The sequence below is a fragment of the Sphingobacterium bovistauri genome (assembly GCF_020295405.1).
GTDB classification, from domain to species: domain Bacteria; phylum Bacteroidota; class Bacteroidia; order Sphingobacteriales; family Sphingobacteriaceae; genus Sphingobacterium; species Sphingobacterium bovistauri.
In genome coordinates this window covers 16,883-33,883 of the sequence record NZ_JADEYP010000009.1, presented here as the reverse complement: position 1 = coordinate 33,883, position 17,001 = coordinate 16,883, and the positions used below count along the sequence as shown (strand labels likewise).

The 17,001-nt window shown below is 34.2% G+C and carries 11 protein-coding genes; 5 read left to right on the top strand and 6 right to left on the bottom strand.

The window, feature by feature from the left end; genetic code table 11:
- Positions 1-119 precede the first annotated feature (119 nt).
- Positions 120-1,298, bottom strand: coding sequence for a deoxyribodipyrimidine photo-lyase (locus IPZ78_RS06355; RefSeq protein ID WP_225552160.1), 1,179 nt, complete (start codon positions 1,296-1,298; stop codon positions 120-122).
- 180 nt (positions 1,299-1,478) lie between these two features.
- Here IPZ78_RS06355 and IPZ78_RS06350 point away from each other — a divergent pair, with 180 nt between their 5' ends.
- Both IPZ78_RS06350 and IPZ78_RS06345 read left to right on the top strand, forming a co-directional pair.
- The gene (locus IPZ78_RS06350) at positions 1,479-2,330 is read left to right on the top strand and encodes a hypothetical protein (RefSeq protein WP_225552159.1); all 852 of its coding nucleotides are present in this window, start codon (positions 1,479-1,481) and stop codon (positions 2,328-2,330) included.
- Positions 2,331-2,408: 78 nt separating this feature from the next.
- On the top strand, positions 2,409-4,247 hold the full coding sequence (locus tag IPZ78_RS06345) for a UbiD family decarboxylase (RefSeq protein ID WP_225552158.1): 1,839 nt from the start codon (positions 2,409-2,411) through the stop codon (positions 4,245-4,247).
- Between the two features lie 657 nt (positions 4,248-4,904).
- On the opposite strand, the gene IPZ78_RS06340 is transcribed toward IPZ78_RS06345, so the two are convergent.
- Both IPZ78_RS06340 and IPZ78_RS06335 read right to left on the bottom strand, forming a co-directional pair.
- Positions 4,905-5,606, bottom strand: a complete 702-nt coding sequence (locus IPZ78_RS06340; RefSeq protein ID WP_225552157.1) for a response regulator transcription factor — start codon at positions 5,604-5,606, stop codon at positions 4,905-4,907.
- Between the two features lie 106 nt (positions 5,607-5,712).
- Positions 5,713-6,879 carry a voltage-gated chloride channel family protein gene (locus IPZ78_RS06335; protein ID WP_225552156.1) on the bottom strand — a complete coding sequence of 389 codons (1,167 nt, stop codon included), beginning with the start codon at positions 6,877-6,879 and terminating at the stop codon, positions 5,713-5,715.
- A 302-nt stretch (positions 6,880-7,181) separates the two neighbouring features.
- Between IPZ78_RS06335 and IPZ78_RS06330 the strand changes: the two genes are divergently transcribed.
- Together IPZ78_RS06330 and IPZ78_RS06325 are read left to right on the top strand one after the other, a co-directional pair.
- Complete coding sequence (locus IPZ78_RS06330; RefSeq protein WP_225552155.1) at positions 7,182-8,195, top strand: hypothetical protein; 1,014 nt, start codon at positions 7,182-7,184, stop codon at positions 8,193-8,195.
- Positions 8,196-8,767: 572 nt separating this feature from the next.
- Positions 8,768-10,480 carry a tetratricopeptide repeat protein gene (locus IPZ78_RS06325; protein WP_225552154.1) on the top strand — a complete coding sequence of 571 codons (1,713 nt, stop codon included), beginning with the start codon at positions 8,768-8,770 and terminating at the stop codon, positions 10,478-10,480.
- Between the two features lie 87 nt (positions 10,481-10,567).
- On the opposite strand, the gene IPZ78_RS06320 is transcribed toward IPZ78_RS06325, so the two are convergent.
- From IPZ78_RS06320 to IPZ78_RS06310, 3 genes are read right to left on the bottom strand one after another with little or no spacing between them, the layout of a single operon-like run.
- Positions 10,568-11,479 carry a fimbrillin family protein gene (locus IPZ78_RS06320; RefSeq protein WP_225552153.1) on the bottom strand — a complete coding sequence of 304 codons (912 nt, stop codon included), beginning with the start codon at positions 11,477-11,479 and terminating at the stop codon, positions 10,568-10,570.
- A gap of 58 nt (positions 11,480-11,537) precedes the next feature.
- Positions 11,538-13,229, bottom strand: a complete 1,692-nt coding sequence (locus IPZ78_RS06315; RefSeq protein ID WP_225552152.1) for an SUMF1/EgtB/PvdO family nonheme iron enzyme — start codon at positions 13,227-13,229, stop codon at positions 11,538-11,540.
- Between the two features lie 18 nt (positions 13,230-13,247).
- Positions 13,248-14,933 (bottom strand): SUMF1/EgtB/PvdO family nonheme iron enzyme, encoded by a 1,686-nt coding sequence (locus IPZ78_RS06310; protein ID WP_225552151.1) that lies wholly within the window; start codon positions 14,931-14,933, stop codon positions 13,248-13,250.
- A gap of 399 nt (positions 14,934-15,332) precedes the next feature.
- Between IPZ78_RS06310 and IPZ78_RS06305 the strand changes: the two genes are divergently transcribed.
- Complete coding sequence (locus tag IPZ78_RS06305; RefSeq protein ID WP_225552150.1) at positions 15,333-16,991, top strand: ABC1 kinase family protein; 1,659 nt, start codon at positions 15,333-15,335, stop codon at positions 16,989-16,991.
- Positions 16,992-17,001 lie beyond the last annotated feature (10 nt).

The following is a 17,001-nucleotide window of genomic DNA, read 5'->3' as shown; positions in this document are numbered from 1 at the left end:
ATTTGCCAAATTTAGGAATAAAAAAGCAGTTATTGGTACTGAAATTATAGTTTTTCTAGCATAAAAATCAAAGTTTTATCCATTAAAATATTTTTGGCTTTAATGGATAATTTTCAAACTCAGACCACCTGCTCTTTTAACTTTTCTATTTTATTCCAATCGTCATTAGACCTATTATTTTTCATACTAGTTCCCTCCCCTGACACATGTGACCAAAAGCCATAAATACTAGCGGGAGCATAATCAGTTAATTGTTGTTCAAAATAAGCAGCACCTAACAACCAAGGCTGTTTGAGTTCATATATAAAATAAAGAGCACAATACTCGCGCTCTGAGCGTGTCAGCATACCCTCGCCATTAAGCTTAGTAATCAAACTGTTAATTTTAGTATCAGAAGTCCTACCTTCTAAGAAAGTAGCCAAGATTTCATTATTCGCTTCAACATCAGCAGATGTCTTAAAATAACAATTTGGAAATTTCTTCAACATGAAGCGATAATAATCCCTCCAAAGCAGACCATCTAGAATAAAATTTATCTTTTTCTTATTTTGTGAGGTCAGGCGTGAATTGAAAAAATGAAAGGCTTGAGCTGGAGAAAGTACCCCTAAAGCCAAATATGGAGATAGTACCGTATAAAAATCTTCAGCGTTACGTACATTTTCAAGTACGGAATACATATTACGTTGTGCAGCTAATTCACCGTAAGCTTCCAAATCACTCGCAACCAACGGCAATTCAGTCTTTTCTAAATGAGGTGGAATAGATATTTGATCAATATCGGGTAGACATTCACGTACAAAACTCTCTTTTGCAACCTTCTTTTTAAAAGTATTGAAATCATTAGGAATATCCTTTATTGGAAAAGGCAAATCCTCCTTGTGGTACATAGTATGACCGATAAAATGTCTTAAGTTACGTTTCACCTGCCACAAAGATTCTTCTACAAGCTCAGATATACGTGTTTCTCTACGAGCTACTTCACGATGATGATAAACTTCATCAACTTCGTATTTCTGAACAAGCTTTGGGATAATTTCTTCAGGAAATCCTTCAAAAGTCAATAAATCACCTCCAAGAGATTGAAGTTTGTTTTTTAACGATGCAACTGAATTTAGAATATACTGCTGACGAAGAGTTCCTGTGTAGGAAAACCCATGCTTTCCCTCAGCATAATAACGTGGATCAAAAATATAGACAGGAATAACAAAAGCTGATTTTTCAACGGCTGAATACAACACCTCATTATCGGATGTGCGTAAATCGTTGCGAAACCATACTAGTACTACCTTTCTACTCATTATAAATCCGTGCGAATTCCCCCTTAAACTTAGAATACTGAATTGTAAAGATATTGTATTTATATGGATAAATAAACACCGATCACCCAATATTACACTATTCTAACAATAAAATATATAAAACAATTTTAATGTGTTATAGGTTATTAATCATAATTTAGATTTTACTATTTTCGGCCTATGAATGTGATGGCTTGTGGACTTAATTCGTACTTGGGAAAAGCTTCCCTGCGTTATTTACAGGGTGATACTATACAAATCCATGGCCTCGTCCGGGACCAAGAACTCTTAATTAGCAAACTATATAAACCGACACTTGCCAAATTGTATAACGTGGATGTCATACGCTATAATCCTTATGTCGTAGACATTCATATCCCCGACTGTCATGTCGCTTTTTATTTTACACAAACACCAGAACTTCATGATGCTGTAGGAGCAAATTACGAACTTCTATCCATTCGGAACTACATTCATTTCGCAAAAAAAAACAATTGTAATAGAATTGTATATGTAAGTACTATTTATGATAGCAGGCACCTTTCTACTATTGAGGAGCTATTTACGGAATTACAAATGACTTATACTATTGTTCTAAAAGATGTCGCTATAGGCAAGGGGACTTCTTTTGAAGACTTCATGATCAAAATGCTTAAAAACAGATTCATTTACCTCTACAAACCCACAAAAAGCATCACTTTAAATCCTATCAAAATCAAAGACTTAATGAGTTGGCTAGGTTCTATTAATTGGTCTACAACCTACCTCAATAAATATATCAAATTTGAAGGTACACAAAGCTTTCAAATCGAAGAGCTTATGAAAATGTATCAAAATCACTTAGCCAAAGGTAATAAACACCATATTATAACCATTCAGAATAAAACTTTTGCCAAAATCTGTAATAAATACTTCTCAGGCATACCATACAACACCTATGCTGATTATATATCTGAACTGATCGATCATTCTAAAATTAACAATATACAGATAGTCAAAAGCAAAGGATTTCACCACTCAGATCTAATATAATAGATTACATTACTTTCTTGTGTAGAGATATAGTGAAATATTCTACTATTTTTGTAAATCACAAAGATTTCGAATATCATGGGATATCCTAGTTTAGCAGCCTGTGTAGCTGATTTAGAAAAAAATGGACATTTAGTACGAATCAAAGAAGAAGTAGACCCTTATTTGGAAATGGCAGCCATCCACATGCGCGTGTATGATGCCCAAGGCCCTGCATTATTGTTTGAAAATATCAAAGGTTCTGAGTTCCCTGCAGTATCGAATTTGTTCGGCACATTGGATCGTTCGAAATTCATGTTTAGAGACACCCTTGACCACATCAAAAAACTGGTAGATGTGAAGATGGATCCTACGGCGGTTCTTAAAAATCCATTTCAATACATTGGATCATCTGCAGTTGCTTTAGGTGCGCTACCTTGGAAAAAAAAATCCGGAGCACCTATCTTATATGGCAAAACCCAAATCAGCAAAATCCCACAAATTGTTAACTGGCCAATGGATGGAGGTGCATTTGTTACAATGCCACAAGTGTATACCGAAGATATTTCCAAGCCAGGGATTATGAAAGCCAACTTGGGTATGTACCGTATCCAACTATCAGGCAATGACTATATACAAGACAAAGAAATAGGACTACACTATCAATTGCACCGAGGAATTGGTGTACATCAACAGAAAGCGAATGCCTTAGGCAAACCCCTTAAAGTGAGTATTTTTGTAGGAGGTCCACCTTCTCACCCACTCTCTGCAGTAATGCCGCTACCCGAAGGACTATCTGAAATGATTTTTGCTGGTGCATTAGGTAACAGAAGATTCCGATATTTCTATGATGAAGAAGGATTCTGTATTTCGGCAGATGCAGATTTTGTCATTACAGGCACGGTCTATCCAAATGAAAACAAACCTGAGGGACCCTTCGGTGACCACATAGGCTACTACAGTTTAGTACATGACTTCCCATTAATGAAGGTCCATAATGTATACCATAAGAAGGATCCCATTTGGACATTCACAGTAGTGGGTCGTCCACCACAAGAAGACACGAGCTTCGGTGCATTGATTCATGAGATTACCGGTTCGGCAATCCCACAAGAGATCAATGGATTAAAAGCGGTACATGCAGTAGATGCAGCAGGGGTGCATCCACTTCTGTTTGCTATAGGACGCGAATCATACACACCATACCAAAAAATTGAAAGACCACAAGAGATATTAACAATTGCCAATCAAGTATTAGGCAAGAATCAATTGAGTTTAGCGAAATATTTATTTATAGCAGCTGCAGAAGACAATCAGCAATTGGACATTCACAACGTAGAAGGATTTTTCACACATATATTGGAACGTATTGACTTAACACGTGATTTACATTTCCAAACCAATACGACAATTGACACCTTAGATTACACAGGTGATGGCCTAAATGCTGGCTCTAAAGTTGTTTTCGCTGCCGCTGGTGAAAAAAAGCGTGAATTAGCAAAAGAGCTACCTGTTAATCTGGATTTACCACGCCCTTTCAATAAAGCAAAAATTGCACTCCCTGGAATTTTAGTTGTAGAAGGCACAGATTTCACCTCATATGAAAACGAGGTAAACGTATTAGAGGCTTGGACTAATGCAGCCAAAGAAGTCGACTTTGAAGGTATTCAACTGATCGTCCTCGTCAACAATGCAGATTTTTCATGTGCTAACGAAAACAACTTTGTATGGGATACTTTTACGAAGTCTAATCCTGCCTATGATATATATGGTATCAAATCCTTCACAAAATTCAAGCATTGGGGATGCGAAGGCCCTGTTATCATAGACGCAAGACGTAAACCGCATCATGCACCAGACTTAATAAAAAACGAAACCGTAGAGCGAAACATAGAACGCTTAGCTGTCAAAGGCGCTTCTCTACACGGAATTATATAAAAGACACATAGAGCCATCCTTATAAGATGGCTCCTGTTATTTCTCTATGATTACTTTACGGTGCTACTTACCAAATGAATTCAATTTTTTAATAAGAAAAAGAACAAACAACTAACTGATAATCAAATATAATACACAAAACAATCTCAACAATAAGTTTAATAAAAACCCCAACTCTAATTCTTTACTCAGCATCTTATACCCAATCTAAACTCGGGCACTTCAATTATTTTCAATGACTCGCCTAATACTATTAGATCTGAATAAATACCCAGTTATTTATCAAGCAATACCATATTACAGCGTTATGTACCTCAACCAAATCGGGACGACAAACCTTGTTTTTAACTATAGAACAACACACATTAACAACTGATAATAAGATAGTTACTCTCACAATAATACCGACACAGAATTTACAGCAATCATATTATTAATATGATATAAGTCCTGTAATAGCACAAATAATCGACGTTAGTCTTTCGGTGAAATACCATGAAAAAATAAAATATCTCGAATTATTGAATTAAGTAGTTCAGGTTGTGGCTTCCTCATTAGCAATATTCACACTTGTAAAAACCATGCTAATAAAACAATATCTCAAATGATAAAACCTAAATATATTTTATTCTGGTGAAAGATTTTTGATGAAGAATATTAAATTGTTTTAATTTTATTTAAGAGATCAATAAAATTACTCGAATCTGTCTTGTACAAAATATTACGTCGATGTGTATCAACTGTCATTTTGCTCAAAAAAAGTTTATTAGCTATTTCAGCACTTGTTAATCCCTTATTTATTAAGTCTAAAATCTCCCTTTCGCGCTTTGTTAATTTATTAATATTGTTAAAGTTAATACTGATCGCATTCGTCTTATCATAAATACTAAACAACCTATCAACCCTATAATCTGGAGCTAGCTCTTCCACCTTTACCCTGACTAATGATTTTGCTAAATACCCCTGATTATTAACTTCCAAAGCTTCATAGGAGAGATTAAAAACTAAACAACCTTTATCTCTAGTATTAAAACGAAAACTATAACTATAGCTGTACTTAAAATGTTCATCATAAAACAATGTATTTTGATAATCAATCGAAAGCCTTTCACAATTGGCTACGAATTCTTGGTCATCTTCATGAATATTATCTATTAATACATCAATATTAAATTCTTTAACTGAATAGCCAGCAAAAGATTCAATATTCTCACTCAAAAAGTCAAATTCATTCGTATAACAGTCAAGAATGAAATAAAAAATATTTGAATGTATGTATTCAACAGATTCGTTTCTTTGCTTTTGGTATTCATTATGATTATACCAAAAATCCCACATTTTCTTTCTACTATCTTCCATAGGTTTAATTGTGAACAGGGCGCAAAATTAAATTATTCACACAAATACAATATCAAATTACTTTAATACAATATTATTGTTACACAAACGCAATAATTGATTGGATTTACGTCATGCGTTGACTGGTATAAATACTCAATTTTCCTGAAAAGATATAAGATACTACACAAGCTATCGCAACATAGACAGCACTGTCTGCACCAAACAGCTCTATAGCCATCAAAGTACAAGCTATAGGTGTATTAGTCGCTCCCGCAAACACTGCGACAAATCCCATGCCGGCTAACAACCCCATTTGCAAGGGAATAAAAAGACTCAGGGCATTTCCTAACGTAGCACCGATAAAAAACAAAGGTGTGACTTCGCCTCCTTTGAATCCCGCAGACAGCGTAACAACGGTAAATAGGAGTTTCAAAGCAAAGTCATAAGGCAATTGCTGCTGCTCAAAAGACAACTCAATCATTGGTATACCTAGACCAATGTATTTTGTTGTACCTAAAAGATATACACCAGACACAACAAACAATCCAGCGAGCAAAGCACGTAAAGGTGAAAATACGATATATCGCTTCCATAATTTTGAAGCTTCATGCATAAACCTGATAAATACCGTAGCACATAGCCCGAAGATAATCCCTGCTAACAAAGAATACGCGATTCCCGCAAATGTCAATTTAGGTACAATATCAATATAATATGCTGTGTGCTCAGCATTCCACAATTTGCAGACCTGATCGGATAGCACAGCTGTCATTAAAACTGGAAATATAGCCCTATAATTTAGTTTTCCTAAATGATTAAACTCTAGCGCGAATACCATACCAGCCAAAGGTGTCCCGAAAACAGCTCCAAAGCCCCCAGCTATCGCTGACAACAATAACGTACTTCGATCCTCTTTGGATAGTCTAAAAGGCTTAGAGAATTGGTCTGCTATTGCACCCGCCATTTGTAGAGCAGTCCCTTCTCGTCCAGCAGAACCACCAAATAGATGTGTCAAAATTGTGCCAATATAAATCAACGGAGCCATGCGAAAAGGGATCCTCTCCCCTCCATCGTGAATAGTATCGATGAGTAAATTATTTCCTTGCTCTACATTCTTACCGTATCGCAAATAAACCCAACTAACCGAAAAACCGGCAATTGGCAAAAACAAAATAATCCAAAGATGCTCTTCTCTATAATCTGTAACCCAGTCCAAAGAGATCAGAAAGCCAGCAGAAGCAGACCCCACAAGTAAAGACAATAACAAGCTTATAAACAACAGCTTTAACACACTTGTATTATTTTTTTGTTTAAAAAAACAAGTAAAGAGATTATGTTTAGGCAAAAGGTTTGATTGATTATTTGTTAACATACTGCTTGACCAGTTGATAAGTTAAAGAACATATAGGTTGTCAGATTTCATTAGTAAATAATTTGATCTTGATTACTGAAAAATTGGTAAATCCTATTGAACTTCTTCGTACAAATATAATATTTCCTAATTCTTCCACTAATATATATTTGCATTACTCTCTATACAACAAATACCAATTTATGTTCAACTTTTTATATTTTTGTCAAAACCACCAAATAATGAACTTGTCGACATATCGCGCACTTATTTATTTATTATTGCTCATCAGCTCAATTCAAAATGCTTGCAGCCAAGAACTCGGAACAAAAATAGACTTCTTTGGTTACGCAGACAATCGAGAATACAAAGCACCATATACGATAGATAAAACATTCTTTGGGACTACCCTTTCCCCAAAAATTTACTTAAAGCTAGACCAACAACACAGACTTGTAGGTGGCGTGCATTATAATCAAGATTTTGGCATTTCTTCACAAAACAAATCGCGCTTAAATCCTATAGCCTATTATAACTTTAATTCAGATAAAATCGATTTTGGAATTGGTTTTATTCCACGTCATGAAAAACTAAAAAACATACCCCGCTTAATCCTATCTGACACCTTACTATACGACAGACCTAACCTAGAAGGTATGTATTTCAAATACAGTAAAAATAAAATGAATCAATTGATTTTTATTGATTGGTTAAGCAAACAAGGTAGCAAAACAAGAGAACGATTTATCGTAGGCATTTCGGGGATCTATAAATTTGGCAAAGTTTATTTTGCTAATGATGGAACACTCTATCACAACGCCTTGACAAGTACAGAAAACCCCAATGAGCACATTCAAGATAATGCCGTATTGACTTTACGTCTGGGGTTGGATTTCAGTAAACATACAACCTTGGATTCATTGACTATTGATGCAGGCACTGTCTTGGGGTATGATCGTCTACGTTCAGAATACACAAAAAAAAGTAAAGCTTTCATCAGTAACATACATTTAGCTCATAAACAATTTTTTATACACAATACATTATACTTAGGTGATGCTATAAACCTTCCTTATGGAGATTCGTTTTATCATCGTGATAAGTACAACCGACTTGATCTTGGATGGATTCCATTTCGTGGAAAACACATTGACGGTAAATTCACAGCATCATTTCATTTTCGAGAAGGTGGTATGGACAATCAACAGGCTTTCACATTACGTTATCTCTTTGATCAGAGTCTATGGAAGAAATAATATGCTTGTTTTATAAGCCACCGCACATATTGTTGTGAGTTCCTTTTCACTGCAAAAAAAGTAACGACCACTCATTGATTAAAAATAACATTTCACAATCGCTTCACATTTGTGAAATGTTATATAGTGACTGCCTCAGTAAGTAATAGCGTAGTTATTACGCAATCTAAAATGCCCCATAATTTTATTTTAGTATTCTGTGTCTTCATTCTGTCTCGCAATGCCGAAAACTAACAACCTTCATTTCAAACAAATTCAAGTAATCTCATTCAAACAACCACTCCTGCATTTGTGATACAAAAATTCTAAAATCACATCCCATCTCATGGCTTGAGCAACAACATAAAATATTAGTTCCATTATTTACGACTCAACCCTTACATTCAATTTCATTTTTCAATTATTTTGATTAAAATTGTAGCAAGCATCACACTGCCATTTAACCACCTATGTATAACATAATGAATATTTTTTGTTGTTTATTATCATTTCAACGTGAAATTTGTTAAAATCTAATGTTTCACATTCGTTACTGAAGTAAATATCAAACTACCTACATTCTTAATAGCTCAATGAAATTTAAAAACCCATTAATACTAACATTATTAATATTTTTTCTATTAACTAAGATCTCACTAGCATCAACTATAGGAGACATCATTAACATCAAAGATAAATCCCAACAGATTGAAGCGATTCTCACATTTCCGTTAAACTTTGGTAAAGACACCACATCATTAAAAAAGAATTTACAGCCCTTATTAGTATACGCACAAGAGAATGAAAATATCTCACTTCAATGGGCTTACTATATAAGAATCGCAGATGGCTTCTCGATTGCATTTGATAACACTAACCCTACTTCTGATAGATACTACACATTAGCTCGTAATATATTGGGAAAACATGATTTTATAGAATTGGAAATGATCACCTATATTCGTCAAGGCTATTACAACTTTGTATATAGGAAAGTTGTTAATGCTTTTCCCTTTTTCTTACACGCTAATCATCTAAAGTCAAAAGTCCGTCCTAATAAGATACCTCATATTCTAGAACACTATCAATTTACCTCTGCTTTTTATAGATATATTGGTGATTACCACCAGGCGATAGAATATCTCAATGAAGCTTTACCTTATGCACTGACTTCATCCAGAATGCGAATCAACCACATAAATTCAATAGCCATACTAAATGAAGATTTGCAACAAGAAGATAAGGCAGTAGTTAATTATAATGAAGCACTAAAAGTAGCAAATGAACTTAAAGATTCCGTTTGGATAGGAATAATATATGGAAATTTATCAAAATTTGAATGGCAGAAAGGGAATAAGACAAAAGCAATTGAACTACTTAAAGAAAATATAAGACTATCGACTAAATTTGAAGAGCATCATGATGCCATGCGATCGCATATCGAATTAGGTAATTATTATATAGCCATGCAAATGTGGAATTCTGCAAAATATCATATAATTTCCAGTATACATCTTATGCAGGACAAACCCTTCTATTTGCAACACAAAATGGAGGCTCAACATGCTCTTGCAAAAATCGCAAATGGTTTCAATCAAATTCATGACCAAGTAACACATCTCAATAATTACATTCAACTAAGGGATTCTATAGATATCATCAATGATAGTAAAGAAATTCAACGTACTATTTGGCAATCTGAAAAAGACAGGTATATAGACTCCATAGGCCAGATAGAGGAAAAACGTAAAAATACGATTCGCTTATTTTTATTTACCATAGCATTATTTTTACTAATTTTCAGCTTGATTGTACTCTTAATTAATAAATCTAAAGCACGTATAAAGATCAAAAATGCAGCTTTAGAGAAAGACCAACTAAAAATCAACTATGAGAAAAAGCTGCTCGACCAAGAAATGTTAATACTACAACAATCGCTGAATGAATTTACAAATACAATCCAACATAACAACGAAACTATAAAACAGCTAAAAAAAGAAATAATAACAGAGACAAAAGGTGATCAACCACAAGTTAAAGATGCATTGGATCAACTGAATAATCTTCTTCAATCACATATAATGACTGATGAACGGTGGATACAATTCAAATTCGTATTCAATAAAGTATATCCAAATTATCTCTCATTATTTAAAGAAAAATATCCTAAAATCACAGAGAACGACCAAAAGCTATTAGCGTTGCAAAAGCTGAACTTAAGTAACAATGTGATGAGCGATCTCCTATGTATTTCAGTGGAGGGTATTAAAAAAGCAAAACAAAGACTCAAGAAAAAAATAGAATAAATTATAAAGAGCCAGTAAGTTATTCACTTATACTGGCTCTTTAATTTACTTGCAACAACAAGCTATTTTCAAGACGCTTTACGCTACTTAATTAGCAACACCAGATCGTGATACATTTTGCCAATCGTTTATAGTAAGACCGCCCAATGTTACACCAGTTTTATTAACATTGATAGTATAGGTATATTCTTTTCCAGCTTCAAATGTTTCATTTGCTTGACTTTTCCATACATATGAATTTCCGGCCAACTGAAAACTAAATGTAACTGCGCCAACTGCTGGATAAATAGAAGGAATTACGATTGCTTCATAAGACACACCCATCGCGCGCGTAAACGGCACAATTGGCCCTGAAACTATGGATGATGGAGCTAAAGTTCCAGTATTCAGGTTAAAAGAAGATTGAGTAATTAAACCATTAATTATTACGCTCATACTCGTCCATGATGGATCTATATTACTAAATCCATTTCCAGCTAATGGTTTTATAATTATTTTACTCAACATGTGATTAAATTCTAGTGGAACATTTACCCCAGCGGTTTTATTAAATCCAGTTCCAGAATTAGTTGATTTTGCATATAATAAATCCAAACTTGAAGGATTTGATTGATTAGAAACATTAATCATAAGCGGCAAATTAATATCACCTCCAGGAAAAAAAGGATAATAGGCAATAAAATCTACTTTACTATCTGAAACAGGATAATACATCTCTTGTCCACTAACCGCAGCAAATTGCCCAGCAGTGTAAGTAAACCTACGATTACTATAACCTTCAGTAACACCTGAAGTACCTCTATTAACCATAAATAAACCGATTTCATCATTATTAGCCCACGTAGTGTTTGGTGTGCCAGTATTGATAGTAGCTTGAAGATTATTAATCTTACCGTTAAAATTTATAGCCTGTAATTCAGGCTCTGGACTCTCATTCTTATAGCAAGAACTTAATGTTATTGTACTAACTGCTAGGATTGTTAATAATTGAGTTTTCATATTTATTTTTATTATTCTATTTATTAAGTATATATTCTATTCAAACTTATCTGATGTACTACTTTTCAAAAACTACGCGAAAACCGACATTATAATTAGCACTTCCACTAACTACTGCTGATCTTAAGTAGGAGTTAGAAGTACTCTTGGTACTGATAAAACTACCACCTCGGATGATAAATGAAGAACCAGATCGGTTTATAGGATCAATAAGAGGATTGTCCTTTGTGCTAATAGTTGGATATGGGTCTATTGTATTAGAATCTGTATTTTTGTCGTCTGTTATTTCTGCTACATTGCCATACATATCGTATAAGCCCCATGCATTCGGAATTTTTTGACCTACTGCTTGTGCCTTATAGTTGCTGTTTTCTGAAATCCAAGCGTAATCCGTTAATAAATCTTGTTGAGTACCAAAATAAAATGGAGTTGTAGATCCTGCTCGTGCTGCATACTCCCATTGTGCTTCCGTAGGAAGTTTGCCACCAGCCCAAGTAGCATATGCTTTGGCTGAAGTATAGTAAAGCAAATTCATAGGATAATTTTCGAAGCCTGGAGTAGTAGTATATTTGTTCGCCACCATATCATATATTGGCAAAGTGCTTTCGTTATTTACATTGTTATACAATACTTCTCCTTGTAGCATTACTAATCCATCCTGTGGAGCTGTGACACCGATAGCGTTTAAAAACTCTGCATATTGACTAATTGTTATTTCATATTTGGTCATACAGAAATCCTTTGTCAGTTTTACCCAATGCGCCGGCCCGCCTTGAAAGCCTAAGGCATTAGGATCAGGATTTCCCATTAAGAATGTTCCTGCTTTAATAAAAACGGTACTAATATTGTCCGAAGGAAAATCATCAACAGAAATGCGATATGATTTACCTGCAGTCATTTGAAGTGTGTTTTTTTGTTTGGAGACTTTTGAAGTAAAACCTTGATTCATTATAATAAAATCTTGGTTAGCAGGGAGAGTCTGAGCAGGTACCAAAGCTCGGTAAGTATATGTATCGTTAAATGATGCACTACCTGTTTGTTCCACACGATGAGGTCGAATACTTGTAAATACTGTTGGATTCATAGTCAAGTGATTCGAACTTAGATTGAATGTGGTGGTATTCTGCAATTTATTTAATATGATTTCTAAACGAGGGTCTGGTATAGCACCTGTAGAAGAAGTCTCCGGCAGTTCAACTTGCATCAACGTCAATAGATGTGTGAAATTTAAAGAAACTGTAGAACCTATATTTTTATTTACTGATTTTGCAGACATTAAATCTGAAGCAGCATAATTATTACTCTTACTTTGATCAGATTTTATTACGAATTTATAATCGTTAGGGTTTGTCATTTGGGGATCGTACGGATAATAAGCGTAGAAATCCAAATTAGGATTTCCTAGTGGCCATTTTATATTTGACTGCCAATCTGTACCATTGTAAGTGACTTTAATATTATGTATTAAATTACTGGAATTAGCCAATGGCTGCCCTGTAGGTACTGCAAAAACACCAATGCTATCACCAACCGTAAATTGAGTGCTAAAATCAGTTCTGCTAATTGGAGCTGAAAGAGCTAATTTTGTTTCTATTCCATACGCATCAGCACTATTTGACCTATTAATAGCAATGTTGAAGTATATGTATTCATTTTGTACTTCCTTTTCTTGTATTGAATCATCCTTCTTGCAAGAATGCAATAGGCTCAAAAGAAAAAATAATGTATATATAATTTTTGTATTTGACATTTTTGCAGATTCTATTTATTACGGGTTTAATACTATTCTGAAACCGATTTGCCAAGCGGAATATGATCTACTAACACTATTTCTATAATATGCTGATGCTGTTTGCACAGGTGCAGAGTAATTACCGCCACGGTAATAAGCATTTCCCGTGTCATCTATTATTCCTACAGGATCAATAAGAGGATTGAATTCATCACTATACGATACATAAGAAGATATCGAATTATTACTAGGCCCATCTAGACACCATTCTAATACATTCCCTGCTATATCATATAATCCCCAAGGATTTGATAGTTTCTGTCCCACTGGTTGAACAAAACCTCCTGTATTATTATAATAATGGCCATAAGCCATCATTTCACTTGCAAAGTTTCCAGTGAAAAACTTGTTTTTAGTTGTGGCACGATACGCATATTCCCATTGCGCTTCTGTTGGTAATGTAGCCCCTTTCCATTGCGCATAAGCTAGCGCACCACGCCATGTAACACCTTGCATAGGGTAGTTTTCACGACCTAGTTTGACTCTCCATTTATTATTTTCAAAATAAGGCGTACTCTCATCCAGTGAATAAAACAAATAAATTGATTTTCCGTTGAAATTATGATAGATATTACCATTCCCTTCAGATGTTACGCTAATGGCATTCAAGAATTCAGCATATTGCGCAACTGTAATTTCATATTTACTCATGTAGAAACTTTTACTAATTTTCACCCAATGTTGAGGTTTATCTGTAATACTCGTAGTAGAGGTGTCAGGTGCACCCATTTGGAAGATTCCTGCTGGGATATAAGCATATTCGATAGGATCTGCACTTATTATACCTGAATCATCAATACCGCTAGAATTTTTAACCCAAGGTGTTATGTTCGATAGGCTAACTGTTATTTTCTTATTATTAATCGTAATTAAGTAATTATAGACTTTTCCTTTTTCGAATGCGTCTAAATTTGGCAGCGTATATTCATAAAAGAATCCGTCTAATTCGAAAGAAAATACTCTATTAGTCAATGTGCTGTTAGGGATAACAATAGCTTCACGCCCTAGTCCAATAGCTATAGGATTAGTGGATATGATAGGATTTGAAATAGTTCCATTCGCTAGATCAAATTCAGCTTGAGAGGGAAACCCCTTTAATGCAATATTTACATTTTCTAATCCAGCCGTAGTATTATCAAAGTTGTATAGCGAAAATACAATCTTACTTAATTGGTGGTCAAAGGATATTGAAACTGGACTTTCCTGCTTATTGATGTTTTTGATCCCATTACTATATAGTAAATCTATAGCTTTTAAATCGCTTTGGTTAGAAATATCTAAAGGATATATATTCGATAATCCAGCTTTGTATGGTGCATAGGCTATTAGGTTGACTGGAGTAGACTGCGGATAATAGATTGGATTTCCAACCAATGTTGATATAGATGTCTGTACATCAAAATTATATTGACGATTGCTTTCGATTCCATTCGCTAAGTTCAAATCATTAGATGAGATCATGAAAACACCATATGAAAAAGTATAATTAGGAACTGTTGAACTTACTGGTGATAAACTATTACTATTTAATTTTAGGTGTACAGGAGTATCGGTGATCCCATAATTAGCTGTATCCTGTTTAGCACAACTATTAAATAAAATAATAGCTAGATACATACTAAGAATCATATAGCCGTTTCGCTTCAATACATTCATCTTCATTTCTATTACTGAGTTACAATAAATTTTATAGCTTAGTCAAAGGCCGTATTATTCCTATCATTATATAATCATTCAATTTTTTCATCACGCAAAACTTCAAATAAATCACACTTTGAAAATCTTATTGAATCAAATTTTTCACAGGTAAATACAATACAGACGCAAAGATAAACTCCTAATACCTGTTATTACCGTCTATACAGTGGACATTAAGTGGACAATTTTGATAGAATATACCAAGAGACACTGATAATCATTGGTATAAGAAAATGAAGGATAAAATAGTTAACAATTACCTCATGAGCTGAATTAGAAGACATCTAAACTTCCATCATAAGATTTATTGACATAATACTAACACTAAATAGTGTATTTTAGTATAAATCATTAGTATCGACAATGGAAGGTATATTAGATAGACAAAAGTCAAAATTAAAAAGAGCCGCGAAACTCATGCAGATTTTGACCAAATATGGTTTCGAAGATTTCAAGTCCAAATTAGACAATTCAAATTCCAACAACAATAATGCTGATGATTCAAAGATAGCTCAGGATACAGCCTTTTACGAGAGAATACGTCGTGCCATTGAGGAACTAGGTCCTACGTATGTTAAGTTTGGGCAAACCCTATCAACACGCGAAGATTTGTTTCCAACAACGTTAATTAAGGAATTCAAAAAATTGCAGGATAATGTTATGCCTGGAGAAATTGATTTGATACCTCATCTTGAAAAAGAGCTAGAGATCGTAGTTGCTGATTATTTTTCCGAAATAGACAATACAGCTATCGCTTCTGCTTCAATCGCACAAACTTATAAAGCAAAATTGCAATCTGGTGAAGATGTTATACTAAAAGTAAAGCGATCTGGAATTAAAGAAATGGTCAGCGCTGACTTGTTGTTGATGAAGGATATTATTGAACTATTAACCAATTATTATTCTGTCGTAAAAGAAATTAATCTGACACATGTGTTTGATGCTTTTGCTAAAAACTTGCAAGAGGAGTTATCATTCAACAATGAGCTAAAAAACATACAACTCTTTGCTCGCAATTTTAGAGATCATAAGGAAATTCAAACCATGCAGGTTTATCCGAAATTGAGCAACGACAATATTTTATGCATTTCATTTATTAATGGAGTCAAGATTAATGACAAAACAGCTATTCAATCTCTAGGCTTAGATCCTGAAAAAATATTAGACAAATGCTTTGAACTATATCTTACACAACTGTTAGAGCATGGATTTTTTCATGCAGATCCTCACCCTGGTAATATATTCGTCACCCCTACCGGAAAAATAGCATTCATAGACCTAGGTGCTGTAGCTAAGATGTCCCCACATGATAAAGAATTACTAGAGGATTTTGTAGTTTACTTTATCTATAAGGATGCTCCCCGATTGGTTAATACTCTAAAAAAGATGGCACTACATGTTGACATCAAAGATGATAAATTACTGGTACGTGCTTTTCAAGAGTTGCTTGATATTATTAATACCCATTCGCTTGAAGAATTAGATATCAAAGCATTATTTAGTAAGTTTTCTCACTTACTAAATGATAACAATATCATTATGCCGGAGCACATTTACCTGCTTGTAAAAGGTATCGTACTAATGGAAGGAATAGGTCGCGAACTCTCTCCCTCTCTCAATATTGTTGACAAAGTAAAACCCTATATTAGTAAAATCGCTACTCAACGTATATCTTTAGATAAAATACTGAAAGAAAACATAGGTACGCTGTGGGAAATGAAAAGACTATTGCATTCTGCCCCACAATCTTTAACATCTATCGTAGACAAATTGAATAATGGGGAATTCAAGGTTTCGGTCAATCACAGAGAATTTGAACGATATAGAGGTCAAGAATTACGTAACAATTCCCTAAACAGAATGTTACTGATTGCCGCTGTACTATTCATCGGAGCCTGCTTATTAGCAAATATAGAACAAACAGCTTACCTCGGAATATCTTTAATCTCATGGATACTATTCCTTATGTCCATTCTAGTATTTATTGTTATGCTAATAAAGAAATACAAGTTGAATGATTAATTCAACTTGT